Source organism: Azospirillum palustre, assembly GCF_002573965.1.
Classification (GTDB): domain Bacteria; phylum Pseudomonadota; class Alphaproteobacteria; order Azospirillales; family Azospirillaceae; genus Azospirillum; species Azospirillum palustre.
On record NZ_PDKW01000039.1, the window covers coordinates 478,175 to 504,583 of the forward strand.

Annotated in this window: 27 protein-coding genes; 3 read left to right on the forward strand and 24 right to left on the reverse strand. The window is 68.9% G+C overall.

From position 1 onward, the window contains the following. Positions 1–33 precede the first annotated feature (33 nt). Genes CRT60_RS08295 through CRT60_RS08305 form a run of 3 tightly spaced genes read right to left on the reverse strand, consistent with a single transcriptional unit; the run spans position 34 to position 2,850 of the window. Positions 34–1,149: an ABC transporter permease gene (locus CRT60_RS08295; RefSeq protein WP_098735940.1), complete on the reverse strand. Its 1,116-nt coding sequence runs from the start codon at positions 1,147–1,149 to the stop codon at positions 34–36. Beyond that, positions 1,146–2,018, reverse strand: coding sequence for an ABC transporter permease (locus tag CRT60_RS08300; RefSeq protein WP_098735941.1), 873 nt, complete (start codon positions 2,016–2,018; stop codon positions 1,146–1,148). The genes CRT60_RS08295 and CRT60_RS08300 overlap by 4 nt, the downstream gene beginning before the upstream one ends. Continuing rightward, positions 2,008–2,850, reverse strand: coding sequence for an ABC transporter ATP-binding protein (locus tag CRT60_RS08305; protein ID WP_098735942.1), 843 nt, complete (start codon positions 2,848–2,850; stop codon positions 2,008–2,010). The genes CRT60_RS08300 and CRT60_RS08305 overlap by 11 nt, the downstream gene beginning before the upstream one ends. 456 nt (positions 2,851–3,306) lie before the next feature. On the opposite strand from CRT60_RS08305, the gene CRT60_RS08310 reads away from it, so the two are divergent. Next, positions 3,307–3,969 carry a MarC family protein gene (locus CRT60_RS08310; RefSeq protein WP_098735943.1) on the forward strand — a complete coding sequence of 221 codons (663 nt, stop codon included), beginning with the start codon at positions 3,307–3,309 and terminating at the stop codon, positions 3,967–3,969. Between the two features lie 2 nt (positions 3,970–3,971). On the opposite strand, the gene paaK is transcribed toward CRT60_RS08310, so the two are convergent. The 12 genes from paaK to CRT60_RS08370 all read right to left on the reverse strand — a co-directional run bounded on the left by paaK (position 3,972) and on the right by CRT60_RS08370 (position 16,050). Then, on the reverse strand, positions 3,972–5,297 hold the full coding sequence (gene paaK, locus CRT60_RS08315; protein WP_193548416.1) for a phenylacetate--CoA ligase PaaK: 1,326 nt from the start codon (positions 5,295–5,297) through the stop codon (positions 3,972–3,974). Between the two features lie 61 nt (positions 5,298–5,358). Continuing rightward, positions 5,359–6,567 carry a 3-oxoadipyl-CoA thiolase gene (pcaF, locus tag CRT60_RS08320; protein WP_098735944.1) on the reverse strand — a complete coding sequence of 403 codons (1,209 nt, stop codon included), beginning with the start codon at positions 6,565–6,567 and terminating at the stop codon, positions 5,359–5,361. Then, positions 6,560–7,018 carry a hydroxyphenylacetyl-CoA thioesterase PaaI gene (gene paaI, locus CRT60_RS08325; protein WP_098735945.1) on the reverse strand — a complete coding sequence of 153 codons (459 nt, stop codon included), beginning with the start codon at positions 7,016–7,018 and terminating at the stop codon, positions 6,560–6,562. The genes pcaF and paaI overlap by 8 nt, the downstream gene beginning before the upstream one ends. Continuing rightward, positions 7,015–8,688, reverse strand: a complete 1,674-nt coding sequence (paaH, locus tag CRT60_RS08330) for a 3-hydroxyacyl-CoA dehydrogenase PaaH (protein ID WP_098735946.1) — start codon at positions 8,686–8,688, stop codon at positions 7,015–7,017. The genes paaI and paaH overlap by 4 nt, the downstream gene beginning before the upstream one ends. Then, positions 8,688–9,482 carry a 2-(1,2-epoxy-1,2-dihydrophenyl)acetyl-CoA isomerase PaaG gene (gene paaG, locus CRT60_RS08335; RefSeq protein ID WP_098735947.1) on the reverse strand — a complete coding sequence of 265 codons (795 nt, stop codon included), beginning with the start codon at positions 9,480–9,482 and terminating at the stop codon, positions 8,688–8,690. The genes paaH and paaG overlap by 1 nt, the downstream gene beginning before the upstream one ends. Continuing rightward, on the reverse strand, positions 9,479–11,158 hold the full coding sequence (gene paaN / locus CRT60_RS08340) for a phenylacetic acid degradation protein PaaN (protein WP_098735948.1): 1,680 nt from the start codon (positions 11,156–11,158) through the stop codon (positions 9,479–9,481). Before paaN ends, paaG begins: the two co-directional genes overlap by 4 nt. Positions 11,159–11,202: 44 nt before the next feature. Next, positions 11,203–12,282 carry a 1,2-phenylacetyl-CoA epoxidase subunit PaaE gene (gene paaE, locus CRT60_RS08345; RefSeq protein WP_098735949.1) on the reverse strand — a complete coding sequence of 360 codons (1,080 nt, stop codon included), beginning with the start codon at positions 12,280–12,282 and terminating at the stop codon, positions 11,203–11,205. A gap of 46 nt (positions 12,283–12,328) precedes the next feature. Beyond that, positions 12,329–12,850, reverse strand: coding sequence for a 1,2-phenylacetyl-CoA epoxidase subunit PaaD (paaD, locus tag CRT60_RS08350; protein ID WP_098735950.1), 522 nt, complete (start codon positions 12,848–12,850; stop codon positions 12,329–12,331). A gap of 7 nt (positions 12,851–12,857) precedes the next feature. Beyond that, a complete protein-coding gene (gene paaC / locus CRT60_RS08355; RefSeq protein ID WP_098735951.1) occupies positions 12,858–13,622 on the reverse strand; it encodes a 1,2-phenylacetyl-CoA epoxidase subunit PaaC in 765 nt (254 codons plus the stop codon). Positions 13,623–13,637: 15 nt separating this feature from the next. Then, a complete protein-coding gene (gene paaB / locus CRT60_RS08360) occupies positions 13,638–13,940 on the reverse strand; it encodes a 1,2-phenylacetyl-CoA epoxidase subunit PaaB (RefSeq protein WP_425290398.1) in 303 nt (100 codons plus the stop codon). Positions 13,941–13,965: 25 nt separating this feature from the next. After that, on the reverse strand, positions 13,966–14,979 hold the full coding sequence (gene paaA, locus CRT60_RS08365; protein ID WP_098735952.1) for a 1,2-phenylacetyl-CoA epoxidase subunit PaaA: 1,014 nt from the start codon (positions 14,977–14,979) through the stop codon (positions 13,966–13,968). Positions 14,980–15,450: 471 nt separating this feature from the next. Beyond that, a complete protein-coding gene (locus tag CRT60_RS08370; protein ID WP_161957998.1) occupies positions 15,451–16,050 on the reverse strand; it encodes a Crp/Fnr family transcriptional regulator in 600 nt (199 codons plus the stop codon). Between the two features lie 456 nt (positions 16,051–16,506). Here CRT60_RS08370 and CRT60_RS36895 point away from each other — a divergent pair, with 456 nt between their 5' ends. Then, the gene (locus CRT60_RS36895) at positions 16,507–16,725 is read left to right on the forward strand and encodes a hypothetical protein (protein ID WP_244592359.1); all 219 of its coding nucleotides are present in this window, start codon (positions 16,507–16,509) and stop codon (positions 16,723–16,725) included. An 86-nt stretch (positions 16,726–16,811) separates the two neighbouring features. Here CRT60_RS36895 and CRT60_RS08380 read toward each other — a convergent pair whose 3' ends face one another. The 7 genes from CRT60_RS08380 to rimO all read right to left on the reverse strand — a co-directional run bounded on the left by CRT60_RS08380 (position 16,812) and on the right by rimO (position 23,566). Next, positions 16,812–19,166, reverse strand: coding sequence for a hybrid sensor histidine kinase/response regulator (locus tag CRT60_RS08380; RefSeq protein ID WP_098735955.1), 2,355 nt, complete (start codon positions 19,164–19,166; stop codon positions 16,812–16,814). A gap of 8 nt (positions 19,167–19,174) precedes the next feature. Further along, a complete protein-coding gene (locus tag CRT60_RS08385) occupies positions 19,175–20,413 on the reverse strand; it encodes an ABC transporter substrate-binding protein (protein ID WP_098735956.1) in 1,239 nt (412 codons plus the stop codon). Between the two features lie 252 nt (positions 20,414–20,665). After that, entirely contained in the window at positions 20,666–21,091 is a 426-nt protein-coding gene (locus CRT60_RS08390) for an OsmC family protein (RefSeq protein ID WP_098735957.1), read from the reverse strand. Between the two features lie 130 nt (positions 21,092–21,221). Then, on the reverse strand, positions 21,222–21,473 hold the full coding sequence (locus tag CRT60_RS08395) for a hypothetical protein (protein WP_098735958.1): 252 nt from the start codon (positions 21,471–21,473) through the stop codon (positions 21,222–21,224). A 133-nt stretch (positions 21,474–21,606) separates the two neighbouring features. Further along, the gene (locus tag CRT60_RS36415; RefSeq protein ID WP_167421650.1) at positions 21,607–21,774 is read right to left on the reverse strand and encodes a hypothetical protein; all 168 of its coding nucleotides are present in this window, start codon (positions 21,772–21,774) and stop codon (positions 21,607–21,609) included. A gap of 70 nt (positions 21,775–21,844) precedes the next feature. Beyond that, positions 21,845–22,216, reverse strand: coding sequence for an HNH endonuclease (locus CRT60_RS08400; protein ID WP_098735959.1), 372 nt, complete (start codon positions 22,214–22,216; stop codon positions 21,845–21,847). A gap of 30 nt (positions 22,217–22,246) precedes the next feature. Next, positions 22,247–23,566, reverse strand: a complete 1,320-nt coding sequence (rimO, locus tag CRT60_RS08405) for a 30S ribosomal protein S12 methylthiotransferase RimO (protein ID WP_098736264.1) — start codon at positions 23,564–23,566, stop codon at positions 22,247–22,249. A 486-nt stretch (positions 23,567–24,052) separates the two neighbouring features. Between rimO and CRT60_RS08410 the strand changes: the two genes are divergently transcribed. Next, positions 24,053–24,505, forward strand: a complete 453-nt coding sequence (locus CRT60_RS08410; RefSeq protein WP_098736265.1) for a MarR family winged helix-turn-helix transcriptional regulator — start codon at positions 24,053–24,055, stop codon at positions 24,503–24,505. A gap of 56 nt (positions 24,506–24,561) precedes the next feature. Here CRT60_RS08410 and CRT60_RS08415 read toward each other — a convergent pair whose 3' ends face one another. Continuing rightward, a complete protein-coding gene (locus tag CRT60_RS08415) occupies positions 24,562–25,521 on the reverse strand; it encodes an acetyltransferase domain-containing protein (RefSeq protein WP_098735960.1) in 960 nt (319 codons plus the stop codon). Beyond that, positions 25,518–26,405, reverse strand: coding sequence for a hypothetical protein (locus CRT60_RS08420; RefSeq protein WP_098735961.1), 888 nt, complete (start codon positions 26,403–26,405; stop codon positions 25,518–25,520). The genes CRT60_RS08415 and CRT60_RS08420 overlap by 4 nt, the downstream gene beginning before the upstream one ends. Positions 26,406–26,409: the final 4 nt, after the last annotated feature.

The following is a 26,409-nucleotide window of genomic DNA, read 5'->3' on the forward strand; positions in this document are numbered from 1 at the left end:
GGGTTTTGTTTGGCTTGAAGGACAGGAAGTCGGTCAGCGTTTGCGGAAAGACGGGTGCCAGGCGGTGACATGCCGCTCCGCCAGTGCCAGCGCACCGTAGAGCAGCGATCCGGTCAGGGCGGCGACGGCGATCGTCGCCCAGACCACGTCCAAATTCATCCGGGCGACCTGGGTGGAGATGCGGAAGCCCATCCCCACCACCGGCGTGCCGAAGAACTCGGCGACGATGGCCCCGATCAGAGCCAGGGTTGAGTTGATCTTCAGTCCGTTGAACAAAAAGGGCAAGGCGCAGGGAAGCCGCAGCATCGCCAGCGTGCGCCAATAGCCCGCGCCATAGGAGCGCATCAGGTCGAGCTGGATGCGCTCGGCACTCTGCAAGCCGGCCAGCGTGTTGATCAGCATGGGGAAAAAGGTCATCACCACGATGACGGCAGCCTTGGACTGCCAGTCGAAGCCGAACCACATCACCATGATCGGCGCGATGCCCACCACCGGCACGGCGCTGGCGAGATTGCCGAGCGGCAGCAGCCCGCGCGCCAGGAAGGGCAGCCGGTCGGCCAGGATCGCCACAATGAGTCCGGCGCCGCAGCCGATCAGATAGCCGCGCAGGACCGAAATCAGCACCGTCTGGCGGAAATCGTCCCACAAATCGGCGGCATTGGCGGCGAAGGCGGTTGCCACGAGACTTGGCGGCGGCAGCAGGATGGTCGGCACCTGGAAGCCGCGGGTCAGGATCTCCCACAGCATGACCAGCGCCAGCCCGAACAGGGCGGGGCCGGCCAGCCGCACCGGACCGGCGATGCCCGCCAGCAGGGCCAGCACCCGCCACAGCAGCAGCGTGGCGCCGGCCAGATAGAGCCAGAGCCCGCCGGCCTGGGAGAGGGCGTGGCCTTGGCGGAGCAGCACCAGCGGGGCGGCATAGGCGGCGGCGACCCCGGCCAGCAGGAGCAGGGCCTCGCCCAACGCCGAGCCGGGCAGACGGCGGGCGAGGATCGTCGCGACGGTCAGGGCGAAGAGGGCGAGGGCAGCCGATGTCTGCGGCAGATAGAGGGCGGTGCCATCGAGCGTGGCGAAGGGCAGCAGCGGGGCGGCCAGCATCACCAGCGGCCAGGGCGCCATGGAGGGGCGTGCCATGGTGGGGCGGCTCATCGCGCACCTCCCCGCCCGCCCGGCACCAGCGCCCGCTCGGCGAGGCCGACGGCGGCGACCAGCGTGACGCTCAGCACTGCCGCCATCACCAGCGCGCTCCAGATCTGCACGGTCTGGCCGTAATAGGAGCCGGACAGCAGCCGGGCGCCCAATCCCGCCTGCCCACCGGTCGGCAGCTCGGCGACGATGGCGCCGACGACGCTGGCGGCGACCGCGATCTTGAGGCTGGTGAACAAATAGGGCAGGGAGGCCGGCAGGCGCAGCAGGCGGAAGGTCTGGGCGGTGCCGGCGCTGTAGGTCCGCATCAGGTCCAGCGTCAGCGGATCGGCGGAGCGCAGCCCCTTCACCATGCCGATGGTGATCGGGAAGAAGCACAGATACATGGCGATGATCGCCTTGGGCAGCAGGCCGGTGAAACCCAGATTGCCGAGGATCACCACGATCATCGGCGCAATCGCCAGGATCGGCACGGTCTGCGAGGCGATGACCCAGGGCAGCAGGCTCGATTCCAGCGTGCGCGCCTGGACGATCCCCGCCGCCAGCGCCACCCCCAGCACCACCCCCATGCCGAAGCCGGCCAGCGCCGCCCCGGCGGTGACGCCGGTGTGGTAGAGCAGGTTGCGGATGCTGGTCACCGGATAGCCGGTCAGGGAGTTGTAGAGGTCGAGCGCCACCTGATCCGGCGTCGGCAGGATCGGGCGCTTCATCGCCAGGGTGGCGCGGATCAGGTCGGCGGTGGTCCAGCTTTGGCCGGCGCGGTTCAGCGCGTCCGTCGCCGTCGGCGCGTTCAGCCAGACCGCCCCCACGTACCACAGCACCAGCACCGCCAGCGTCATGACGACCACCGGCAGCGTCTTCCTAGTCGTCATAGCTGTGGCCCTCCATCAGCCCTTCGCGGACGCGGTGGGCGATGCGCTGGAACTCCGGGCTTTCGCGGATGTCGAGCGTGCGCTCGCGCGGCAGGTCGCGGTCGCAGTCGATGACGTCGAGGATGCGGCCGGGGCGCGGGCTCATCACCACGATGCGGGTGGACAGGAACACCGCCTCGGCGATGGAGTGGGTGACGAAGATGCAGGTCTTGCGGGTGCCGAGCCACAGGCGGGTGAGCTGCAAATTCAGATGGTCGCGGGTGATCTCGTCGAGCGCGCCGAACGGCTCGTCCATCAAAAGCAGGTCGGGGTCGAAGGCCAGCGCGCGGGCGATGGACACCCGCTGCTGCATGCCGCCCGACAGCTGCCAGGGGAATTTGCGCTCGAAGCCGGACAGGCCGACGAGGTCGAGCTGCTCGCGGGCGCGCTGCTGCCGTTCGGCCTTGGGGAGCCCCATGATCTCCAGCGGCAGCATGACGTTGCGGTCCACGGTCCGCCACGGGTAGAGCGCCGGGGCCTGGAAGACATAGCCGTAGGCGCGCTTCAGCCGTGCCTGTTCCGGCGTCATGCCGTTGACCGTCACCTCGCCCGAGGTCGGCTGTTCGAGGTCGGCGATCACCCGCATCAGGGTCGTCTTGCCGCAGCCGCTGGGGCCGATCAGCGAGATGAAGTCGCCTTTGGCAATGGACAGGCTGACGTCGCTCAGCGCGTAGACCGGATGATCGGCGGCCTGATAAGTCAGGGTCAGGTTGCGGACATCGACGATGGTGCGCGGCGCCGCGTCTGCGGCCGGCGGAACCAGAGTGAGCGGTGCGGGCTGGGCGGCTGGCACGGCGTTCGTCCCTTCGCGTTGTCGTCTCTCGGCGGGAGGGACAGCAAGAAGCGAGCCAGACGGGATGGAGGTTCAGTATTCAGTGGGTAGGGCTTTGTTTTCACGAAGAGAAAACTTGTCCATCAAGACAGGAACTGACGAGGTGGACAGCGTCCGGGCAGGTGTGTTTTTCGTCAAGCGCACAATTTTCGGGCTGAGACTGATTGGGTGGTGAATTTTCGGGCAGGGAGGAATGCCCTCTCCCGCCCCGGGAGAGGGAGGGACCCGCCGAAGGCGGGAGGGTGAGGGGCGATCCGGACATGGATCTCATATTCTTGGGTCACCCCTCACCCTTCCCATGGCGATGCCATGGGCCCCTTCCCTCTCCCGGGGCGGGAGAGGGTACACAACGCCCCCCTTGCCAGTTCTGCCCCGTCCCCGCTAACTGTTCAAACGGCCGACAAACCTGCGGATGCCATGCTCGACAGTTTCCTGCTCGCCTTCACCGCCTTGTTCTCCATCGTCAATCCGCTGGCGATGGCGTTGATCTTCAGTCAGGTGACGGCGGACAGCAGTCCGCGCGACCGGGCGAAGCTGGCCGGGCTGGTCAGCCTCTATTCGGCCATCGTCATGCTGACCGCGCTGTGGGCGGGTGCCTATGTGCTGAACTTCTTCGGCGTGTCGATGGCGGCGCTGCGGATTGCCGGCGGCTTCGTGGTGGCCGAACGGGCCTGGGCGCTGCTGACCGCGCCGGAACGGCACGAGGCGCGCAAGCAGGAGCAGGCGGCGCCGACTGGCGACAACGACCGGCTGGCGGAATCGGCCTTCTTCCCGATGACGATCCCCTTCACCACCGGGCCGGGCACCATCTCGGTCGCCATCGCGTTGGGCTCCACCCGCCCGACGCGCGGGGCCGGCGGGCTGATGGAGTTCTTCCTGGGCATGTCGGGAGCGGCACTGGCGATTGCCGCGCTGATCTGGCTGTCCTACCGCTCCGCCGACCGCATCGTCGCCTTCCTGGGGCCGACGCGGGTGCGGGTGCTGACGCGGCTGTTCGCCTTCCTGCTGTTCTGCGTCGGCGTCCAGATCCTGCTGACCGGTGTTCTGGACGCCTTCCCGCTGCTGTCGCAGAAGGGCTGAGGTCAGCTTTTCGGACGGAGGTCCTGCACGCGCTTGGCCTTGCCGATGGAGCGCGCGATGCCGCCGGGCTCGACCACCTCGACGCGGGTGCTGATGCCGATCAGCGACTTGATCGAGTGCTGGAGATGCCTGGCGTGGCCGTCCCAGTCCGACGGATGGACGCCGTCATGCATCTCCACCCGGACGGCGAGGTTGTCCATATGGCCGTCGCGGCTGACCACCAGTTCATAGTGGGGGGCGAGCGCCGGGATCTTGCAGATCAGCTCCTCGACCTGGGTCGGGAAGACGTTCACGCCGCGGATGATGAGCATGTCGTCGGAGCGGCCGGTGATCTTGTCCATCCGCCGCATGCCGCGCGAAGTCGGCGGCAGCAGCCGGGTCAGGTCGCGGGTGCGGTAGCGGATGACCGGCATGCCCTGCTTGGTGAGCGTGGTGAAGACCAGCTCGCCATAGGAGCCGTCGGGCAGCACTTCGCCTGAGTCGGGGTCGATGATCTCGGGATAGAAATGGTCCTCCCAGATCACCGGGCCGTCCTTGGTCTCGACGCATTCGGACGCGACACCCGGCCCCATCACCTCCGACAGGCCGTAGATGTCCACCGCGTGGATGTTGAAGGTACGCTCGATCTCCTCGCGCAAGGCACCGGTCCAGGGCTCGGCGCCGAAGATGCCGACGCGCAGGCTGGTGCTGCGCGGGTCGATGCCCTGGCGGCGCATCTCGTCGGCGATGTTCAGCATGTAGGACGGCGTGACCATGATGATGGTCGGCTTGAAGTCCTGGATCAGCTGGACCTGCTTCTCGGTCTGGCCGCCCGACATCGGCACCACGGCGCAGCCCAGCCGCTCCGCCCCGTAATGGGCGCCGAGGCCGCCGGTGAACAGGCCGTAGCCATAGGCGATGTGCACGATGTCGTTGCGCGTGCCGCCCGCCGCGCGGATGGAGCGGGCGACGACCTCCGACCACACGTCGATGTCGCCCTTGGTGTAGCCGACCACCGTCGGCCGCCCGGTGGTGCCGCTGGAGGCATGGACGCGCACGATGTCCTCCATCGGCACGGCGAACATGCCGTAGGGGTAGGCGCGGCGCAGATCGTCCTTCACGGTGAAGGGGAACAGCGCCAGATCCTTCAAGTCCTTGAAGTCGTCGGGATGGACGCCCTTCGCCTCGCATTTGGCGCGGAAGGAGGCGACGTTGGCGTAAGAGTGGCGGAGCGACCATGCCAGCCGCTCCGTCTGCATCGCCACGATTTCGTCGCGGCTGGCGAACTCGTAGCGGTCCATGCCGGCTTTCGCGCCCTGGTTAACGCCGGTCTCGGTCATGATGGACATGGTGCGCTTCTCCCTTCGTGCTGATGCCCGGCGCTTGACGGCCGGTGTTGGCCCTATCCGTTCAGACCCGCTCCACCATCATGGCGATGCCCTGGCCGACGCCGATGCACATGGTGCAGAGCGCGCGGGTCGCCTTGCGGTCCTCCAGCTCCATCACCGCGCTGGCGACCAGCCGGGTGCCGCTGGCGCCCAGCGGATGGCCGAGCGCGATGGCGCCGCCGTTGGGGTTCACATGCTCGGCATCGTCGGGCAGGCCCAGCAGGCGCAGCACGGCGAGGCCCTGCGCGGCGAAGGCCTCGTTCAGCTCGATCACGTCGATGTCGCCGATAGACAGGCCGAGGCGGCCCAGCAGCTTCTGCGTTGCCGGGGCCGGGCCGATGCCCATCACGCGCGGCGCCACGCCGGCCACCGCGGTGCCGACGACGCGGGCGCGCGGGGTCAGGCCGTAGCGCTTCACAGCCTCGGCCGAGGCGACGATCACCGCGGCGGCGCCGTCATTGACGCCCGACGCGTTGCCGGCGGTGACGCTGCCGCCCTCCTTGCGGAAGGGGGTGGAGAGCTTGGCCAGCGCCTCCAGCGTGGTGTCGGGGCGCAGATGCTCGTCGGCGGAGATGATCGTCGGCTCGCCCTTGCGGCGCGGGATGGCGACCGGGACGATCTCGCGGGCGAGGCGGCCCGACTCCTGGGCGCGGCCGGCGCGCTGCTGGCTGCGGACGGCGAAGGCGTCCTGGTCGGCGCGGGAGATATTATAGTCGGCGGCGACGTTCTCCGCCGTCTCCGGCATGCTGTCGATGCCGAACCTTGCCTTCATCAGCGGATTGACGAAGCGCCAGCCGATGGTGGTGTCGAAGATCTCGGCCTGCCGGGAGAAGGCGCTGTCGGACTTGCCCATGACGAAGGGCGCGCGGGTCATGCTCTCGACGCCGCCGGCGACGACCAGCTCGGCTTCGCCCGCCTTGATGGCACGGGCGGCCATGCCGATGCTGTCCATGCCGGAGCCGCAGAGGCGGTTGACTGTGGTGCCGGGCACCGCCTCGGGCAATCCCGCCAGCAGAGCGGCCATGTGGGCGACGTTGCGGTTGTCCTCGCCGGCCTGATTGGCGCAGCCGAGGATCACGTCGTCGACGGCGGACCATTCGACGCCGGGATTGCGCTCCATCAGGGCCTTCAGCGGCACCGCGGCGAGGTCGTCCGGGCGCACCGGGGCCAGCCCGCCGCCGTAACGGCCGAAGGGGGTGCGGACGGCGTCGCAGATATAGGCTTCACGCATGGGAGGCTCCGGGAACGGGGATCACGCTGCCGGCAAGGCGCGCCGACTGGCCGCGGAACAGGCCGACGACGGTGCCGTCCTGGTTGGTGACGGTGACGTCGTAGACGCCGGAGCGGCCGCGCTTGTGCACCTCGCGGCATTCGGCGGTCAGCAGGTCGCCCAGCCTGGCCGGGGCCGGGAAGGTGATGGAGCAGCCGGCCGCCACGGTCACTTCATTGGCCGCGTTGCAGGCATAGGCGAAGGCGGTGTCGGCCAGCGTGAAGGTCATGCCGCCATGGCCGATGTCGTGGCCGTTCACCATGTCCTTGCGCACGGTCATGCTCATGCGGGAATAGCCGGGGGCGATCTCCAGCAGTTCGATGCCATGGGCCTGGGCGCAATGGTCGCGCTCGTACATGCCGCGGCCGACCGCTTCGGCGAGGGATTGGGGGGTGTCGAGGGCGGTGGTCATGCGGAAAGCTCCTTACCCCCTCTCCCCCCCGGGGAGAGGGTTGGGGTGAGGGGGATGCGCGGCGTGGAGTCGGTGGTGGCGCCGGGGTTTCCGCTGCTTGCGAATTCATGCGGTGCGCCCCCCTCACCCTGACCCTCTCCCCGGGGGGGAGAGGGGATTTGAGCGATTTGGGATGCGGAAATCTTCCGGCGCAGCAGGGCCGAGGCGCGGTAGCGGTCCTCGCCGTAGGTGCGGGCCAGCGCGTCGAGCACGGCCAGCACATGGGGCAGGCCGATGCGGTCGGCCCAGGCCAGCGGACCCAGCGGGTAGTTCACGCCCTTGGTCATCGCGATGTCGATGTCGGCGGCGCTGGCAACCCCCTGCATCGCCGCGTCCGCCGCCTCGCTGGCGAGCATGGCGACGGTGCGCATCACCACCAGGCCGGGGGCGTCGTCGATCACCGACACCGCCTTGCCCAGCGCCTGGAACAGCCCGGCGGCGACGGCGACCGCTTCGGACGGCGTGCCGTCGGCGGGGGCCAGAGCCACGCGGGTGGCCTTGGCGTAGTTCAACGCGAGGTCGAGCAGCACCAAGGGCGCGATGCCGTCCTCCGCCGCCCGCGCGGTAGCGGTGCGGCCGTCGGTGAGCGCCAGTGTGATGCCATCCACCAGCAGGACGCCGGGGCCGGGGGCCTCGTCGACGGCAATACCGGCCTCGCGCAGCAGCCCGACCAGCGAAGCGGCGGGGCCGAGGTCGCCCTGCACCAGCACGCGGTCAGGTTTCGCCGCCGGCTCGGCGTTTTGCGGCACCGGCTTGGCGGCGCCGGGGCCGTGGTTGTAGAAGCCGCGGCCGGTCTTGCGGCCGAGACGGCCGGCCTCGACCAGCTCCTGCTGGATCAGCGAAGGCTGGAAGCGCGGGTCGCCGAAATAGGCGGCGTGGACCGAGCGGGTGACGGCGAAGTTCACGTCGTGGCCGATCAGATCCATCAGCTCGAACGGCCCCATGCGGAAGCCGCCGGCCTCGCGGGCGATGGCGTCGATGGTGGCCGGATCGGCCGCCTGCTCCTGCACCAGCCGCAGCCCCTCGGCGTAGAAGGGGCGGGCGACCCGGTTGACGATGAAGCCGGGGGTGGAGCGGCAGCGCACCGGGCTTTTGCCCCACGCCTTCGCCGTATCGAACAGCGTGTCGAGCACCGCCGCATCGGTGGCGAGGCCGCTGACGATCTCCACCAGCGCCATCAAGGGGGCGGGGTTGAAGAAATGCAGCCCGGCCAGCCGTTCCGGCCGCTGCACCCCGGCGCCGATGGCGGTGACCGACAGCGACGAGGTGTTGGTGGCGAGGATGGCGCTTTCGCCGACGATGTCCTCAAGCTCGGCGAACAGGCGGCGCTTGACGTTGAGGTCCTCGACGATGGCCTCCACCACCAGCCCGGCGGGGGCGAGGTCGGGCAGGCCGTCCACCGCACGCAGCCGGTCCATCGTGGCATCGCGTTCCGCCGCCGTGCGCTTGCCCTTCTCGACCTGCGCGGTCAGCGCCTTGGCGATGGAGCCGACGGCGGCTTGCGCTGCGCCGGGGCGGGTGTCGACCAGCAGGACCGGGTGGCCGGCCTGCGCCGCGACCTGGGCGATGCCCTGGCCCATGGCGCCGGCCCCGACCACCGCGACGGTGACGGAGGGATCGAGCGCCGCCATCACCGCCCCTCGAACGTCGGCGCGCGCTTGCCGACGAAGGCGGCGACGCCCTCGCGGTAGTCCTGGGTGCGGCCGGCCTCGCGCTGGAGGTCGCGTTCAAGGTCGAGCTGGCTGTCGAGGTCGTTGTCCAGCGAGACGCTCAGCGCCCGCTTGATCAGTGCGAGGCCCCGCGTCGGCTGGGTGGCGAGCTGGCGGGCCAGCGCTGCGGCCTCCTCCGCCAGCTTGTCGTCGTCGACCGCCTTCCAGATCATGCCCCAGGCTTCCGCCTGCTCCGCCGGCACCTTGTCGCCCAGCATGGCGAGGCCCATGGCGCGGGCATGGCCGACCAGACGCGGCAGGGTCCAGGTGCCGCCGCTGTCGGGGATCAGCCCAATCTTGCAGAAGGCCTGGATGAAGCTGGCCGAGCGCGCCGCCAGCACGATGTCGCAGGCGAGCGCGATGTTGGCGCCGGCCCCGGCGGCGACGCCGTTGACCGCGCAGACCACCGGCATCGGCAGCTCGCGCAGCGTGCGGACCAGCGGGTTGTAGTTGGTCTCGATGGAGGCGCCGAGGTCCGGCGCCTCCTGCCCCGGCGCGACGGCGCGGTCGGACAGATCCTGCCCGGCGCAGAAGCCGCGGCCGGCGCCGGTCAGCAGCAGGCAGCGGACGGAGCTGTCCTCGCGCACGGCGGCCAGCGCCCCGCGCAGCTCCTCATGCATCGCCGCGGTGAAGCTGTTCAGCCGGTCGGGCCGGTTCAGCGTGACGGTGGCGACGCCGTCGGCAATGTCGAGGAGGATGGTCTTGTCGGCAGTCATTGGGCGGCCTCCAGCACCGGAACGCGGCTCTGCACCACGCGGAAGCGGTTGGCGACGAAGGCGAGGTCGCACAGCGCGGCGTTGGCCGCCGGGTTGGCGCCGGTGCCGTGGAAGTCGCTGAAGGCGGCCGACTGGTTGACGAAGACGCCGCCGGTCAGATTGACCGACAGGGCGACGCCGGCCTCGACGAACAGGTCGGTCGCCTGCTCGATCAGTTGGGGATCGGTGCTGTAGAGGCCGGTGGTCAGCGCGCCCTTGGTGCGGGTCAGGCGGGCGGCGCGCTCAAGGCTGTCGGCGGTGCTGTCGGTCTTCACGATGATGGAGATCGGGCCGAACAGCTCATGGCCGTACTTGTCCTCATCCGCCGCATCCATGGTCAGGATCAGCGGCGTGCGGACGCGGGCTTGCCCGAATTTCGGATGGGCGATGGCGCGCGACGGCAGCACGACGGTGCCGAGCTTGGCGGCTTCGTCGATGCGGGCGAGCGTGGCGTCGGACTGGATGGCGCCCAGCACCTCGACCGCGCGTTCCGGGTCGGACAGGAACTTGTCGACGCCGCCGGCCAGCGCGGAAACCACGTGATCAAAAGTCATGTGCTCACCGCCGGCCTGGATGCCGTCCTTGGGCACGAAGATGACCTGGGTCGTCGTGCACATCTGGCCCGCGTAGAGGCTGAGCGTGAAGGCGAGGTTGCGCACCATGCCCTTGGGGTCGTCGGTGCCGTCGATGACCACGGTATTGACGCCGGCCTTCTCGGTGTAGACCTGGGCCTGACGGGCGTTCTGCTCCAGCCAGTCGCCGAAACCGGTGGAGCCGGTGTAGTCGATCACCGCCACTTCCGGACGCAACGCCAGATCCTTGGCGATGGTGTCGCCGATGGCGAGCGTGACGAGGTTGGGGTCGAGCCCGCATTCGGCCAGCACCTCGCGCGCGATCCTGACGGTGATGGCGAGCGGCAGGATGGCGGTCGGGCCGGGCTTCACGATCACCGCGTTGCCGGTGACGAGGCTGGCGAACAGGCCGGGATAGCCGTTCCAGGTCGGGAAGGTGGCGCAGCCGATGACCAGCCCGACGCCGCGGCCGACCACCTCGAACCGCTTGTCCATCACCAACGGCGGGTTCTTGCCCTGCGGCTTCTCCCAGCGCGCCGCCGGGGCCTGGTCGGTCATCGCCTTCCAGCCATAGGCGACGGCCTCAAGCCCGCGGTCCTGGGCGTGCGGGGCGCCGGCCTGGAAGGCCATCATGAAGGCCTGCCCGGTGGTGTGCATCACCGCGTTGGCGATCTCGAAGCTGCGGGCGTTCAGCCTTTTCAGGATTTCCAGGCAGACGCCGGCCCGGCCGTTCGGACCCGCCTTGCGCCAGCCCGGCATCGCCGCCTTGGCGGCAGTCACCAGCGCCTCGACGTCCGACACCGGATAGGCGATGCCGAGGTCGAAGCCGAAGGGCGAGCGCTCGCCCCCCACCCTGCCGGTCACGCCCGGCTGGTCCAGTTCGAAGGGCTTGTCGCGGTAGGCCGCGAAGGCCGCCTCGCCATCGGCCGCCGCCGTCTCGCCATAGGCGCGCGGGCTCGGCATTTCGGGGAAGGCCGACCAGTAGGCGCGGCTGCGGCAGGCCTCGACGGCCTTCTGCAACGTCGCTTCGTGCGTCTCGAACAGCGCTTGCGGGGTGGTGGTCATGGCGGGGCGTTTCCTTTTTCTCGTTGTAGGCTGGTCGGCGTTTGTCAGGCGGCGTCGAAGTCGATGACGACCCGCTCGGTCAGCGGGCGCGACTGGCAGGTCAGGACATAGCCGGCCTCGACCTCCCACGGTTCCAGCGAGTAGTTCTCGGCCATTTCGACCTTGCCTTCGCGGACCTTGGCGCGGCAGGTGCAGCAGACGCCGGACTTGCAGGAATAGGGCAGGTCGGCGCCGTGCCGGTGGGCAGCCTCGAGGATGCTCTCGCCGTCGTAAGGCAGCGTGAATTCCTTGCGCTTGCCGTCCTGAAGGACGGCGATGGTGGCGGCATCGGTCGGGGTGTCGGTTGCCGTCTTCTTCACCATGGGCCGCGCGGCGGTCGTGGTGCCGAACAGCTCGACATGGATGTTGGCGGCGGGCGTGCCGCAATCGGCCAGCGCGTCGCGCACCTCCTCCACCATCGGCTGGGGGCCGCAGAGGAAGGCGGCGTCGATGTCCTCAGCCCTGAGCGGGCCAGCGCACAGCTCGCGCACCAGCCCGGCGCCGATGCGCCCGCCCAGCAGCCCGGCCTCTTCCGGCTCGCGGCTCAGCACATGATGGATGACCAGCCGGCCGATATAGCGGTTCTTCAGGTCCTCCAGCTCTTCCCGGAAGATGATGGAGGAGACGGTGCGGTTGCCGTAGACCAGCACGAAGCGGCTCTTCGGCTCCTGCGCCAGCACGGTCTTCAGGATCGACATTACCGGGGTGATGCCGCTGCCGGCGGCGAAGGCGACGTAGGTGCGGGCGGCGTCCGGATCGACGGGGGTGTGGAAGCGCCCCATCGGCGTCATGACCTCCAGCACGCCACCGGGTGCCAGCGACTGGTTGGCGTGGGTGGAGAACAGGCCGCCGTCCACCTTCTTCACCGCCACGCGCAGTTCGCCCTCATCCACGCCGGAGCAGATGGAGTAGGAGCGCCGAACCTCCTCGTCGCCGATGCGGGCCTTGAGGGTCAGGTACTGGCCCTGGACGAAACGGAAGCGGTCGGCGAGATCGGCCGGCACGTCGAAGGCGATCGACACGGTGTCCGCGGTTTCCCGCCGGCACTCGCGGATGGTCAGCGGGTGGAAGCTGGGGCTGGTCATGGGGTGGTCCTTGGTCGGGCCGGCGGAGTGGTTGCGGTGCTGCCACTCAATGGCATTTGAACACGTCGAACGGTTCGAGGCAGGCGTTGCAGGCGTGCAGCGCCTTGCAGGCGGTGGAGCCGAAGCGGCTGATCTGGCGGGTGTCCTCGGATCCGCAGCGCGGGCAGGCGATCACCTCGTCCGGCGCGGTCAGGGCGCGCTTGCCGGAGTGCGGCGGCGGGACGATGCCGACCTCGGCCAGCTTGTCCCGGCCGGCGTCGCTGATCCAGTCGGTCGTCCAGGGCGGGGCGATCACCACCGAGACGCGGGCGTCCAGCTTGGCGCGGGCCAGCGCGGTTTCCGTCTCCAGCACGATGACGTTGGTGGCGGGGCAGCCGGAATATGTGGGCGTCAGGGCCACCGACAGCCGTCCGTCCGCATCGGCCGAGACGGCGCGGACGATGCCGAGATCGACGATGCTCAACACCGGGATCTCCGGATCCATCACCCCGGCCAGCGCGTCCCAGGCGGCCCTCACGACCGCATCGGCGCCCGGTTCCGGTCCCCAGCAGCCCGCTGCATCCGGCATCTCGCCCTCACCAGTTCGCGTCGGGATAGGCGCGCGGCAGGAACTGCATCTCGGCCAGAAGATAGCCCAGATGCTCGCTGTGCTCGCCGCGGCGGCCGCCCTTCTGCATCCAGCCGTCGGCCGGGCGGTCGAGTGTCGCCTCCTCCAGCACCGCCTCGACGCGGGCGGTCCAGGCGGCCTTCAGTTCGGCCGGGTCGGGGGCGATGCCGGCGGCGACCAGCGCCTGTTCGGCCTCGTCGCGCTCGACCATCTCGCCGGTGTAGGGCCAGAGCCGGCCCAGCGCGTCGGCCACCTTGGCATGGCTGACGTCGGTGCCGTCGCCCAGCCGCACCAGCCAGTCGCCGCTGTGGCGGACATGGTAGCGCGCCTCCTTCACCGCCTTGGCGGCGATGCCGGCCAACGTGGCGTCCGTCGAGCCGCAGAGCCGTTCGTACAGCTCCACCGCCCAGGCATCGTGCAGGAACTGGCGGACGATGGTGTGGCCGAAGTCGCGGTTCGGCTGCTCGACCAGCAGATGGTTGCGGTAGTCGAAGACGTCGCGCCGGTAGGCGAGGCGGTCCTCGTCGCGGCCCTTGCCCTCCAGCTCGCCGGCATAGGTCAGCAGCATGCGGGCATGGCCGACGAGGTCGAGCGCGACGTTGGTCAGCGCGATGTCCTCTTCCAGCTCCGGCGCATGGCCGCACCATTCCGACAGCCGGTGCCCGAGCACCAGCGACGTGTCGCCCAGCCGCAGCGTGTAGCCGAACAGGGCCTCCTTGAGATCCGTGCTCATCAGATATTCTTCACGCTAGATGTTTTTGACGTCGGGGGGGATGTCGTAGAAGGTCGGGTGGCGATAGACCTTGTCGTCGGCCGGATCGAACAGGCTGGCCTTGTCGGTCGGATCGGACGCCGCGATGCTGGATGCTGGGACCGCCCAGATGCTGACGCCCTCGCCGCGGCGGGTGTAGACGTCGCGGGCATTGTCCAGCGCCATGTGGGCGTCGGCGGCGTGCAGGCTGCCGACATGCTTGTGCGACAACCCGTTCTTCGGCCGGATGAAGATCTCGAACAGCGGCCAGTCTTTACGGTCCATAGCCGGATCCTTCATGTCTCTTCCCCTCGGGATTCTTGGTTCAGCCGGCCTTCTTCAGGGCGCGCTGCTGGCGTTTGGCGGCATGGGCGACGGCGGCCTCGCGGACCCAGGCGCCGTCGTCCCACGCCTTGCGGCGGGCCTCGATGCGCTCGCGGTTGCAGGGGCCGTTGCCCTTCAGGATCTCGTTGAACTCGGTCCAGTCGATGGCGCCGAACTCGTAATGGCCGGTCTCGGCGTTGAAGCGCAGCTCCGGGTCCGGGATGGTCAATCCCAGGAACTCCGCCTGCGGCACCGTGGCGTCGACGAAGCGCTGGCGCAGCTCGTCGTTGGAGAAGCGCTTGATCTTCCAGGCCATGTTCTGGGCGGAGTGGGCGGACTGGTCGTCCGACGGGCCGAACATCATCAGCGACGGCCACCACCAGCGGTTCAGCGCATCCTGCGCCATCCGCTTCTGCTCCGCCGTGCCCTGGGCCAGCGCCAGCATCAGCTCGTAGCCCTGGCGCTGGTGGAAGCTCTCCTCGCGGCAGATGCGGACCATGGCGCGGGCATAGGGGCCGTAGGAGCAGCGGCAGAGCGGCACCTGGTTCATGATCGCAGCACCATCGACCAGCCAGCCGATGGCGCCGATGTCGGCCCAGGTCGGGGTCGGGTAGTTGAAGATGCTGGAATATTTGGCCTTGCCCGACAGCAGCTGGCCGACCAGCTCGTCGCGCGACACGCCCAGCGTCTCGGCGGCGCTGTAGAGGTAGAGGCCGTGCCCGCCCTCGTCCTGCACCTTGGCCAGCAGCGCCACCTTGCGGCGCAGGGACGGCGCGCGGGTGATCCAGTTCCCTTCCGGCAGCATGCCGACGATTTCCGAATGGGCGTGCTGCGAGATCTGGCGGACCAGCGTGCGGCGGTAGCCTTCCGGCATCCAGTCGCGCGGCTCGATCTTCTCCTCGGCGTCGACGCGCTCCTGGAAGCGGCCCTGGAGAGCGGCCTCCTGCTCCGTCACCAGCCGGGGAGACGGTTGAGCGCCTTGCTCGGTCTTGGCATCCAAACCTTGCGTGTACATCGGCATCCCCGAGATGGATTGCGCGTCAAGCGAACAATTTCTGAAGGAAAAATATGATACAGATCAACGACTGTAAAGAGGGATTGTGTGTCGCTTTAGGGGCAGGGTGTTGGGATCGCGGAAAAGCGTTTTATAACAACGAATTGATTTGAAAATTCCGAGCGTGTGCCGGGATGGTCCGCAGGGAGAATGGGCGCATGAATCCCGCCACCGATACACCGGAGCCGAAGTTTTGCGAATTTTGTGCAGTGCAGGAAAGACTGGGAGGGCAGGGAGGACGGCTGCCGGGCCAATAGCCGACCCCGGCGCTGCGGATTGGGCGCGGCGGCACGCATCGGTCGGGCGCAGGCGTCCCGCCAGGAGCCGCTCCGCCGGGCGGGGGAGGGCTCTGCGGACGGCGAATTGCGACGCTAGCGGATCGGGGAGCGAAGCTGCGGCTTCGGGGGGATGTGAACGGCCGAAGCCAGCGCTTTACGCGCCGGCGCCGGAAAAGGTGCGCTCCAGCCGACGGGGCGCACGGATCAAATGGAGGTACAGCTCGTCGAACTGTCCGACGGAGGCAAGCTGGCGCACGTCGTTGACGGTGATGCGCTGGCCGTTCACTTCGATCAGGCCGCTGTCGCGCAGCCGGCGCAGGGTCCGGTTGATGTGGACGATGCTCAAGCCCAGCGCGTCGGCCAGGATCTCCTGCGTCACCGGCAGGACGAAATGTCCGTCGGTCACCATGTTGACGATGCTGAGGCGGCGCAGAAGCTCGACCAGCAGATGGGCGGTACGTTCCAGCGCCGTCCGCCGGCCCAGGCTGAGCAGCCGTTCGGCCAGGATCGCCTCCTCCCGTGCGCCGGACCAGGCGAGCGCCGCGGCGAGGCGCGGGAAGGAGCGGAACATCTCGCCGATCCGCTCCGGCGGAAAGCTCGCCACCTCGACCTGGGTCAGGGTGGTGACGCTGTGGTCGGCGGATTCGAACAACGTGCAATACATGCCGATGATGTCGCCCGGCAGGACGAAGTTCACGACCTGGCGCCGGCCGTCGGGCAAGGCCTTGTGGCGGATCGCCCAGCCGTCCCGCATGATCCGCACATCCCGATATCTTTCACCCTGTTGGAGTAGATCGGTTCGCGGTGACACGCGGGCAATTGTCCTTTCCAAATCGGTAAGGTACAACTTCTCCTCATCCGACAGGATGAGATAGCTGCTCAATTTAAGCCACAATGGAGTGGGTTCCAGGGCGCGGCTCGCCGGTGCGCGAGTCATGGTCGTCTTTGCCTTCTTTGTCCTAATATTGGCGCTCTGATAAACGGACGTGCAGTTGACCCGGTTCCGCGTGAACTCGAACGTTTAGGGTTTTCGGCAAAGGCGGCCACAACATAGGTTAATCAGCGAAATATTTTTCTCGAACGGTCTGTGACGCGCGGCCGACCGTGGTGTTGTTCCCTATGCAATTGGACCTACCGGCAGCATGGCCGGACGGTAAGCACATCCAAGCACACGGGGGGCATGATGACGGCGGAGGATGGAGCGGCGGGGATGGCCGCTCTCTCGATTTGTGAATCGTTGGTGATCGCCATGGTCGAAAAGGGCCTTCTTACGGCGGAGGAGGCCCGGGGCGTGCTTGAGGACGCGGCGGCGGCTCATCTGCGGCAGGAGACTGCCGGATTGGCGGACGGGTATCAGGAAAGTGCGGTACGGGCGATAGAACGGCTCGTCCTGCAGGTGGACGCGGCCGGGCAATCCGGACGAAGATGACCTGAAGCGGCACGTCGGCGCACTCGAACCGGTCCAATCGGTTTTAACTGGTTCGAGTGGGCCCGGTTCGAGTGGGCCCGGCGCGATCAGCCCGGCAGGATGACCGGATTGCGCCGGCTGCCGGTCTTCCGCCCGCCCTCGGTTGCGCTCCTCTCCAGAACGGCGTCGCTCAGCAGTTGCGCGACTTCCTTGGCGGCGATGGGCTTGTGCAGGATGCGGTAGCCGCTGGCTTCCGCGTCGGCGATGCGCTGCGGTGCGGTGTCGCCGGTCAGGACCACACTGGTCGGAACTGCGAAGCCCCGGCCGCGCAGGGCGACCTCGACCGCCTTGATGGCCTGCAGGCCGGTGGCCCCCGCCTCCAGCCGGTAATCGGCGATCACCAGATCGGGCGGACGGTCCTGGCCGCTCAGCAGGCGCAGCGCATGGCCGGCGCTGTCGGCCGCGGTCACCCTCCAGCCGAAATCCTCGATCAGCAGGGTCAAGCCTTCGCGGACCAGCGGGTCGTCATCGATGACCAGGGCGGTGCCGCGCCCCGGTTCCGGTGCCTGTTCGGCCGGTGCGGGGGCGGACGGCGCCTCGATGGCCGCTTGTGCCGGGGTGGGGATCTCCAGCGTGAAGCAGGACCCCTTGTTCGGCCGGGAAGCGACATGGACGCGGTAACCGAGCAGCCGCGCCAGCCGGTCGACGATGGCAAGCCCCAGCCCCAGCCCCTTGCCGCGGTCGCGGGTGGGGTTTGAGATCTGATAGAACTCGTGGAAGATCCGCTCCAGATGTTCGGGCGGGATGCCGATGCCGGTGTCGTAGACCTGGATGCGCAGAACCCCGCGGGCATGGCGGCAGCCCAGCAGGATGCGGCCATGGTCGGTGTAGCGCAGCGCGTTCTCCACCAGATTGCGGATGATCCGCTCCAGCAGTGCTGCGTCGGCGGTCAGCGTCATGCCGGTGGGGACGCTGCGGAAGGCCACCCCCTTCTCCGCGGCGCGCAGGCGGTATTCGCCCTCCAGCCGGGCGAAGATGGTGCCGAGCGACACCGCCTGCACATTGGGCGACACCGTGCCGGCATCCAGCTTGGAGATGTCGAGGATGGCGTCGAGCAGGCGGCACAGCGCGTCCATCGACGCCTCGATGCTGCCGACCAGGGAAGCGGCGGGATGGTCGCCCAGCCGGATCGCCAGCGCCGAGGTCAGCAGGACCAGCGACTGCACCGGCTGGCGCAGGTCGTGGCTGGCCGCGGCCAGGAAATGCGTCTTGGCGGCGTTGGCGCGCTCCGCCACCATCAGCGCCATCACCGCTTCCTGGCGCGAGCGCTCCGTCTCGTTGCGTGCGCTTTCCGCCTCGGCACGGGCCTGCTCGGCGCGCTCGGCCAGCGTGCGCTGGATGGTGATCTCCTCCGCCGCGCGCATCTCGCGGTCGCGCTGGATGCCGGCGATGTGGTCCAGCATGGCGTTGAAGCCGCGCGCCAGGGCGGACACCTCGTCGTTGCCGCGCACTTCGGCGCGCTGGCCGGTGAAGCCGTCGGTGGCGATGGCGCCGGCCAGCCGCTCCAGGTCGCGCAGGGAGCGGGTCATGTGGTTGCCGACGGCGCGGCTGCCGACATAGATCGCCAACAGGGCGGCCAGCCCAACCATGCCGTAGGCGGGCAGCATCCAGGACAGCAGCGCCGAGGGCGGCGTTTCTGGCGCCTCCAGCCGCAGGGTCAGCCCCAGCGAGGCCAGCCGTTCCGGCACGGTCAGCGGCACCGTCACCGCCATCATGTCGGGCGGCGGCGGCTTCGGCGCATCGCCGGCGTAGAGAAGCTCCGCCTCCGGATGCAGCACCAGGAAGTCGAGCGGCACCTTGTAGAGCAGCGCCCCTTCCGGCGACAGGGTGCGGGAATAGATCAGCATCTCCGCCGCCAGCAGGAACTGCGTGTCGCCCTGCTGGACCACGCGGGCGGCCGGCTTGCCGGCGGCGATGGCGGCGCGCAGCCAGGCCATGTCGGCCGGCGCAATCGCCAGCGGATCGGCATGGCGGCCGTTGTCGGCGATCGGCTCCCCTTCGAAATCGGTGAAGACCAGGGCGACCGGAACGCTGGCGATGTGGTTGAAGCTGCCCAGGAAGGGGATCAGGTAGGTTTCCTTGCCGGCGGAATCGACGAGCGCGGTGGCAAGCATGCTGTTGCTCGCCAGCTCGCGCACCGTGGTCACCAGCGTGTTCAGCAGCCCTTCGGTCTGGCGGGCGGCGAGGCTGGCGTTCGCCTCCACATTGGCATGGTGCTGGCGGGCCAGATGGCGGCTGGACACCACATACAGGCTGGCGCCGATCAGGATGGCGATCAGCACGCCCAGCATCAGCGACACCAGCGCGAAGCGGCGCGCCAGACGGCCGGAGGTCAGCATCCGCTGCGCGGTGCGCGGGACGCTGCCGTAGGCTGGCGGATCGAGGGGGGTGGGATCGGTCATCCGTCTTCTCAATCCACCGGGACCAGCACGCCGTCGGTGCGGAACTGTGCCATCAGCAGGTCGTCGGGCCCAAGCGCCTCGTGCCGGCCGGGGGCGAAGGGGCGGTCGAAGTCGCGGATCGCGCCGCGATAGGGACCGAGCTGCTCCAGCGCGTCGCGTATGGCGGCGCGGTCGGTGGTGCCGGCACGGTCGATGGCCAGCGCCAGGATGCGGGTCAGATCGTAGGCATGCAGGAAGCCCACCGGCGACACGATGTCCTCCGGCCGGCGGATGCCGAACAGCCGCCCTGCGGTCTCCAGCACCGGGGCCAGCCGGTCAGGCGGGATGCGGAGGGGGCTGACCGTCTGGATCACGGTGAAGTCGACCTCGCTGAGCGCCGGTCCGGCCTGTCCGACGAAGTCGCCGCCGGTGACGCCCCAATGGCTGAGGATCGGCAGCCGCTGCTGTGCCGGCAGGGCGGCCACCTCGCGCACCAGCACGGCGGCCTCGTCGTCGTTGGCGACCAGCAGGATCGCCTGGGCGCCGTCCTCGACCAGCGCCTGATACTTGTCGAGCAGCGAGCGGTCGCGCCAGTTGTACCAGGCGGTGCCGGCCAGGTCGGGGACCTTGTGGCCGGCGAGATAGCGGTTGGCGGCCTCCAGGTTGGAGCGGCCCCAGGCGGTGTTGGTCAGCAGGAGCCCGACGCGGGTCAGTCCGCGGTCGGCGGCGCGCTTCAGCAGGAAGGGCATCGCCAGGCTGTCGCGCAGCGACAGGCGGAAGATGTAGTTGGGCTCCATGCCGTTGTCGACGATGGCGTCGGCCGACGACCAGGGCGCCAGGAACAGGGTGCGGGTCTGTTCCAGGATCGGCAGCTGTTCGATCACCACCGGGCTGAACCGGCCGCCGAACACGGCGATCAGATCGGGAATGGTGGCCAGTTCCCGGATGTTCTTGATGCCGCGGGCGGAGATCGACCGGTGTTCGCGCGTGATCAGCTCCAGCGGCCGGCCGCCCAGCACGCCGCCCTGGCGGTTGATGTCGTCGATGGCGGTCAGGATGCCGCGTTCGATGGCCTCGGCCGAGGTGCTGTTGGTCAGCCCGAACTCGCCGTCCAGCGCCAGGATCACCGGCTCGCGGCCCAGCTCCCTGCCCAACTCCCTGCCCAACTCTCCCGCGGTCTGGGCGGCGGCAGCCGTCGCCAGCGCCCCAAGCGGCAGCGCGAGCAGGAGAAATATCGACCGGCAAAGGCGAAGGACTGCGATGAACATTGACCGTCGTTCGATGGGATCGGCGGACGGAAGATGGGCTCCCGCACACGCAAGGCCGCACTATGGGTGGGCGGAAGCGGCGGGGTCAATCTGCCCTTCGGCAGAGCGGAAGGTTTGGAAGACATGAAGCGTCGCAGCAGCTTTGCCGGCGGTGGCTCGCTGCATTATCTGCACCGGTACGCTTGCTGCCGCGGGACGCCGGCGGGGAAAGGCGCCGCCCGGCGTTGGACGGCGCCTTTCCTGCGGGACGGGTCAGAGAAGCCTGGCGGTCAGGCTGATCTGGGTGCCGGCCAGCGCCTTCGACACCGGGCAGTTGGCCTTGGCGCCGTTGGCCTGTTCCTGGAAGGCGGCCTCGTCGATCCCCGGGATTTCCGCCTCGCACTCCAGCTCGATCCGGCTGATGGCGAAGCCGGCGCCGGCCTTCTCAAGATGCACCCTGGCGGTGGTGTGGACGCGGGTCGGCGTGTGGCCGGCCTGGGAGAGCCCGGCCGACAGCGCCATGGAGAAGCAGCCGGCATGCGCCGCCGCGATCAGCTCCTCCGGATTGGTGCCCTGGCCGTTCTCGAAGCGCGACGGGAAGGAATAGCTGCCTTCGAAGGCGCCGCTGCCCAGCCGCATCTTGCCGCTGCCCGATTTGAGGTCGCCACGCCATTCGGCGTCCGATTGCCGCATCGCCATGCTGATGTCTCCCTTTGACGGTCGTGGTTGGTCCGGCCGGCCGCGATCGGGGTTGCTGTCATTGCGGGACCGGTCGGGCCTGACCTAGGGCAGGGGAGCGCCGCGGCCAGCCATATACCACCTCCGCGCCTCACGCCTCCTGGACGGTCTCGATCTCCGACAGGTCCGACAGGCGGCGGGCCAGCCGGTCGGTGCAGCGCACCTCCAGGATGCCGAATCCGGCGTTGGGGGCGATGGTGTGGAGGTCGCCGGCCATGCCGTTCTCGCTGGCCAGCCGCCGCACCCGTTCCACCATGGCGTCGCGTTCCGGCCGTCCCGGACGCAGGCCCGGCAGCGGGCGGGTGAAGTGCAGCTTGTAGCGCTTGAAGATCGAGGGGGCCATTCTGGTCACGGAAGCCGGGTCATGGGTGCGACGTGGGGGCGGCCCCCCGGCATGAAGCCTGCGGATGCCGTCCCCCGGATCTCGCACAGGCCGGCGGTGCGATGCCAGCCTGAAAAAGCCTTATTCCGGCAGCCTACTTCTTCGGCTCGACATTCTCGGCGCCGGTGCGGGTGCCGCCGAAGCGGTCGGCGCCCTTGGCGTCGGGGGCGTCCGGCTTCTTGTGGTTGCCGGTGTTCTGCTCGCCCCCGGTATGGCGGACGGTCTCTTCGGTGTGGGGCTGCTTGTTCTCCTGGCCGGTCATCGGCGACGCTCCTTCTATATATAAGGTGTCTTCCGTTAACCGGATCGGGCCGCTTTGGTTTCGGGCGGCCTCACCGTTGCCGTGCGATCTGCTGGGCGATGGTCTGGGAAATGGCCTGGGCCACGGCGATCCAGCGCTCCTCCTCGTCCGCTCCCTCCCCCTCGTCGCGCAGCACGCGCAGGGGCGGCCAGACGCCGAGCCGGCTGGAGCGGCGCAGCGCGAAGAACCGGTCGAGTTCCTCGTCGGTCGGCAGGCGGTCTTCCTTGCGCTGGTTGCAGCGGCGGTGCGCCAGCACGACGTTGGCCGGGTCGTCGATTCCGCCATAGGCCTGGGGGATCAGATGGTCGAAGGTGGACTTCGCCCCCACCGGCCCGTCGCAGAAGAAGCAGCGCCCGCCCTGCTGGACGTCCATCAGTCTGGCATCGTCCGGCGTGACGGGCATGGCGCTCTCCAGTCGGTCGATAGACAGGGTTCAGAGATCGCGCTCGACGCTGCCCCACAGGTCGTACTCGTCGGCATGCTCGATGGTGACGTCGACCATGTCGCCCGGCTTCAGGCCGGTCTCGCCATTCAGGAAGACGTTGCCGTCGATCTCCGGCGCGTCGGCGTAGGAGCGGCCGATGGCGCCGTCCTCGTCGACCTCGTCGATCAGGACGCCCAGCGTATAGCCGACCTTCTGCTGGAGCCGCTCGGCGCTGATCGCCTTCTGCGTTTCCATGAAGCGCTCCCAGCGCTCCTGCTTGACCTCTTCCGGGACGGCGCCGGGCAGGTCGTTGGCGGTCGCACCCTCCACCGGCTCGTACTTGAAGCAGCCGACGCGGTCGAGCTGGGCCTCCTTCAGCCAGTCCAGCATGAACTGGAAGTCCTCCTCCGTCTCGCCGGGGAAGCCGGTGATGAAGGTGGAGCGCAGCACCAGGTGCGGGCACTCGTCGCGCCACTTGCGGATGCGGTCCAGCTGCTTTTCCTGGGCGGCCGGGCGGCGCATCGCCTTCAGGACGGTGGGCGACGCATGCTGGAACGGGATGTCGAGATAGGGGAGGATCTTGCCCTCCGCCATCAGCGGGATGACCTCGTCCACATGCGGATAGGGGTAGACGTAATGCAGGCGGACCCACAGGTCGAAGTTCGCCAGCTCGTTGCACAGGTCGAAGAAGCGGGTGCGGACCTCGCGGTCGTACCATTTCTCCGTCTTGTACTTCACGTCGACGCCGTAGGCGCTGGTGTCCTGCGAGATGACCAGCAGTTCCTTGACGCCGGCGACCGCCAGCTTCTCCGCCTCGCGCAGGACCGAATGGATCGGCCGGCTGACCAGATCGCCGCGCAGGGACGGAATGATGCAGAAGCTGCAGCGGTTGTTGCAGCCCTCGGAAATCTTCAGATAGGCATAGTGGCGCGGGGTCAGCCGCAGCCCTTCCGGCGGCACCAGATCGGTGAAGGGGTTGTGCGTCGGCGGCACGGCGTCATGCACCGCGTTGACCACCTGCTCGTACTGGTGCGGACCGGTGACGGCCAGCACGCCGGGGTGGACTTGCCGGATCATGTCCGATTCCACGCCCATGCAGCCGGTGACGATCACCCGCCCGTTTTCCTTGATCGCCTCGCCGATGGCGTCCAGCGATTCCTTCTTGGCGCTGTCGAGGAAGCCGCAGGTGTTGACCAGCACGACGTCCGCGCCGTCGTAGCTGGGGGAGATCTCGTACCCCTCCGCGCGCAGGCGGGTGAGGATACGCTCTGAATCGACGAGCGCCTTCGGGCAGCCGAGGCTGACGATGCCGACCTTCGGGGCGCCCATGGTCTGGGCGGCGGCCGGCGATGCGGACTTCGGAACGGGGGATGTGGTCATCGCGCGCGTATACAGCCGATTCAAAGATTACGCCAGTGAAACATGGCGAAAAAGCCCGCGGGCATGGCCGCCATACCCGTTTCGCCTGGACCTTCCGGGCCTTCGAGGTCTTTCGGCGCCTTGTCCATCCCTTCGCCCCTCCTTCGCCGGGCCCAGACCTATGCGACAATTTGCAACAAAAGGATGAAGTGTTCGATGTTCCGTTTTGTGTTCAACCACGCTAGTATGTATGACGATCTTATGATCGATGTGGCTGCCGCCTTACAGCGATAGCCGCCAGCCTTGTGATGCGCCCATCGTATAGCCACTAAACCTTATAGAGTGGAAAAAATGGACTTCGCAAAAGTGCGCGGTGTTGCTGCGGGCCGGATGTCGGTCCGGAACAACGGGACGCTGGACCGGACGCCGATCGGAGCCGGAGCCATCGGAGCCACCATGGACTTCGCCGAACCGGATCTTGCGGGGGCCGCCTCGCCGCAGGCCATCGCCGACGTGATGCTGCAGATCTCCCACATTGCCGACAGCCTTGGCTATACCCATGGCCTGAAGCCGTCGCAGTGGACGGCGCTCCGCTATTTTGCCGGGGCCAACAACAGCCAGCGCACCGTGTCGGCCTTCGCCGATTTCCACGCCACGACCCGCGGGGCCGCCTCGCAGATGGTCGAGGTGCTGGTGGGCAAGGACCTGCTGGTCCGCATCCCGGTTCCTGAGGACCGCCGCGTCACCCAGCTGCACCCGACGCCGAAGGCGCTGGAGCTGCTGCGCCACGATCCGCTGAACGACTTCGCCGGCATCATCGCCGCGCTGCCGGGCGAGGACCAGTACAAGCTGGCCGAAACGCTGACCAGCCTGCTGCGCGGCCTGCTGGAAAAGCGCCAGTCCGTCTGACCTCGTTCGCCCTGACACCTTCGCCCTGACACCTTCGCCCTGACTGCCGGCAGCCGTCAGGGCTTGCTGCAAGCGGCGACCGCCGCCTGCAACCCGCGCCGGTCGCGCTCGTCGAGGCGGTTGGCGACGAAGCCCTCCCACAATCCGTTGCGCGCCAGTTCCGACTGCACGCAGCCGCAATTGGCGGCGCAGGTGGCCCTCGCCACACCGGCGCCTTCGCAGCTCGCCACGCAGGACGCCTGGAACTCGCGCACGGCGGGCGTCTCCACCGGCATCAGCTGCGCCGCGGCCCAGGCGATCCCGAACAGCAGCGGCTGGTGCAGCAGATAGACGGCAAGGCTGTGCCGGCCGCCGAAGGCGAGCAGCCGTGCGGCGCGGCCTGTCACCGCTACCCCCTCGCCCAGTCGCGGCCACAGCCGGCCGAGCCCGATCCCGGCCAGCACGCCGCCGATCCAGGGCAGAAGCGGCACGTAATCGTTGGAATCCGGCGCCACGCTGGTCAGCCCGATCCAGCGCAGCCAGGGGCTGTCGAACAGCGGGAAGCCCTGGGTCGTCCCGACCAGCACCGCCGCTGCCGCCACCGCCAGCGTTACAATGGCGGGCAGGCGGGCGAAGGCGAGGCCGATGACGCTCGCCACCACGATGTGGTGCAGGACGCCAAAGAAGATCGGGCTGTCGGGGAAGAGGGCATAGGACGCCGCCGACACCGCCGCGGCCCCGGCCGCCACCCGCCCCAGCCGGCGCAGGAAGCGCCCGGCATCGATCCCGTCGCGGCTCGCCAGCACCAGCCCGATGCCGGCCAGCAGCAGGAAGCTCGACAGGATCGCGGTGCGGGCCGCCAGCCACAGCGGATCGCCCAGCAAATCGAAGCCGGCGAGGCCGAAATAGGTGGCGTCCCAGCTGCCGTGATAGGCCGCCATCGCCAGCAGCGCCAGCCCGCGCGCCACGTCTATTGCCGGGCGGCGCGAGGGCCGTTTTGCGAGGTTCTGCGCCGGCGTGACGCCGATTGCGCTCATGATCCGGCCATCCCCACCCCGAAAATCCAGCCTTCCTGCCGCCTTGCGGTGTCGTCCAGCCCCGGCGGCGTCCAGGCGCGCGGGATGCCGGCGAGCCAGCGCAAGCCGGCGGCAGACACCAGCGCATCGCTGTCATGGTCGCTGACCGTCCCCGTCCGCTCCAGCGGATGCGAGCCCAGCCGGCGCAGCGCCTCGTCCATCTCGGCACCGTCGCGGATCTTGCGCTGGCCGAAGCCGGTGTGTTTCAGGAACAGGCGCGGGTAGATCTCCACCATCACGCTGGCGCCCGGTGCCGGATCCTCGAAGGGCCAGACCGCCAGCCGGCCGGGCAGGGCGCGGCGCAGGGCACGCAGCACCCGCATGCCGGCCAATGCGCCCTTGCCGACCTGACGCGAGCCGATCAGCTTGTAGGGGCTCTGCGGGTGGCCCAGCCCATCGGCGCGGCAGGCCCATTCGGTGGCGCGGTGCGGGTCCTGGTACCAGTCCGGCTGTGGCCCGCCATGCCAGAAGCCGACCCCGTGCAGCGGATGGCTGGCGAAGGGACCGCCGGCGAAGTCGGGCTCCGCCGCGCAGACCTCCTCCACCGCATCCCACAGGTCGAAGACGGTGGCCTCGCGCCCTGGAAAGCCGCGCGCCGCCACCGCGAAGGGCAGCGAGAAGGCGCAGTCGATCCCGACAAAAGCGGGCTCCTTCGGCAGTTCCGCACGCAGCCAGTCGAACACCGCCGTCCGCGACCACCAGCCGCCGGGGCCCTCGACCAGCCGGGGAGCGGCATCGCCCGCGGCACACTCCGCCACCGCGATGCCGGCGTAGCGCTTGGCCAGCGCGCCGGACCAGTCGATGGCGATGAAGCGCCCGAAGGCGGGCGCCGCCGTCCCGGTCACAATC

What these genes read in the sequence shown, in the direction of transcription:
- rimO (WP_098736264.1), bottom strand. Translation starts at nt 23,566, where the DNA reads ATGGGCGCCCCGAAGGTCGGCATCGTCAGCCTCGGCTGCCCGAAGGCG.
- paaE (WP_098735949.1), bottom strand. Translation starts at nt 12,282, where the DNA reads ATGACCAGCCCCAGCTTCCACCCGCTGACCATCCGCGAGTGCCGGCGG.
- CRT60_RS08380 (WP_098735955.1), bottom strand. Translation starts at nt 19,166, where the DNA reads ATGACCGATCCCACCCCCCTCGATCCGCCAGCCTACGGCAGCGTCCCG.
- CRT60_RS36895 (WP_244592359.1), top strand. Translation starts at nt 16,507, where the DNA reads ATGGCCGCTCTCTCGATTTGTGAATCGTTGGTGATCGCCATGGTCGAA.
- CRT60_RS08400 (WP_098735959.1), bottom strand. Translation starts at nt 22,216, where the DNA reads ATGCCCGTCACGCCGGACGATGCCAGACTGATGGACGTCCAGCAGGGC.
- CRT60_RS08395 (WP_098735958.1), bottom strand. Translation starts at nt 21,473, where the DNA reads ATGGCCCCCTCGATCTTCAAGCGCTACAAGCTGCACTTCACCCGCCCG.
- CRT60_RS08390 (WP_098735957.1), bottom strand. Translation starts at nt 21,091, where the DNA reads ATGGCGATGCGGCAATCGGACGCCGAATGGCGTGGCGACCTCAAATCG.
- CRT60_RS08415 (WP_098735960.1), bottom strand. Translation starts at nt 25,521, where the DNA reads ATGAGCGCAATCGGCGTCACGCCGGCGCAGAACCTCGCAAAACGGCCC.
- CRT60_RS36415 (WP_167421650.1), bottom strand. Translation starts at nt 21,774, where the DNA reads ATGACCGGCCAGGAGAACAAGCAGCCCCACACCGAAGAGACCGTCCGC.
- paaH (WP_098735946.1), bottom strand. Translation starts at nt 8,688, where the DNA reads ATGGCGGCGCTCGATCCCTCCGTCACCGTCGCGGTGGTCGGGGCCGGC.
- paaG (WP_098735947.1), bottom strand. Translation starts at nt 9,482, where the DNA reads ATGACTGCCGACAAGACCATCCTCCTCGACATTGCCGACGGCGTCGCC.
- paaA (WP_098735952.1), bottom strand. Translation starts at nt 14,979, where the DNA reads ATGTACACGCAAGGTTTGGATGCCAAGACCGAGCAAGGCGCTCAACCG.
- CRT60_RS08385 (WP_098735956.1), bottom strand. Translation starts at nt 20,413, where the DNA reads ATGTTCATCGCAGTCCTTCGCCTTTGCCGGTCGATATTTCTCCTGCTC.
- paaD (WP_098735950.1), bottom strand. Translation starts at nt 12,850, where the DNA reads ATGCCGGATGCAGCGGGCTGCTGGGGACCGGAACCGGGCGCCGATGCG.
- CRT60_RS08310 (WP_098735943.1), top strand. Translation starts at nt 3,307, where the DNA reads ATGCTCGACAGTTTCCTGCTCGCCTTCACCGCCTTGTTCTCCATCGTC.
- paaC (WP_098735951.1), bottom strand. Translation starts at nt 13,622, where the DNA reads ATGAGCACGGATCTCAAGGAGGCCCTGTTCGGCTACACGCTGCGGCTG.
- CRT60_RS08300 (WP_098735941.1), bottom strand. Translation starts at nt 2,018, where the DNA reads ATGACGACTAGGAAGACGCTGCCGGTGGTCGTCATGACGCTGGCGGTG.
- CRT60_RS08410 (WP_098736265.1), top strand. Translation starts at nt 24,053, where the DNA reads ATGGACTTCGCCGAACCGGATCTTGCGGGGGCCGCCTCGCCGCAGGCC.
- paaB (WP_425290398.1), bottom strand. Translation starts at nt 13,940, where the DNA reads ATGAAGGATCCGGCTATGGACCGTAAAGACTGGCCGCTGTTCGAGATC.
- paaN (WP_098735948.1), bottom strand. Translation starts at nt 11,158, where the DNA reads ATGACCACCACCCCGCAAGCGCTGTTCGAGACGCACGAAGCGACGTTG.
- paaK (WP_193548416.1), bottom strand. Translation starts at nt 5,297, where the DNA reads ATGTCCATCATGACCGAGACCGGCGTTAACCAGGGCGCGAAAGCCGGC.
- CRT60_RS08295 (WP_098735940.1), bottom strand. Translation starts at nt 1,149, where the DNA reads ATGAGCCGCCCCACCATGGCACGCCCCTCCATGGCGCCCTGGCCGCTG.
- pcaF (WP_098735944.1), bottom strand. Translation starts at nt 6,567, where the DNA reads ATGCGTGAAGCCTATATCTGCGACGCCGTCCGCACCCCCTTCGGCCGT.
- paaI (WP_098735945.1), bottom strand. Translation starts at nt 7,018, where the DNA reads ATGACCACCGCCCTCGACACCCCCCAATCCCTCGCCGAAGCGGTCGGC.
- CRT60_RS08370 (WP_161957998.1), bottom strand. Translation starts at nt 16,050, where the DNA reads ATGCGGGACGGCTGGGCGATCCGCCACAAGGCCTTGCCCGACGGCCGG.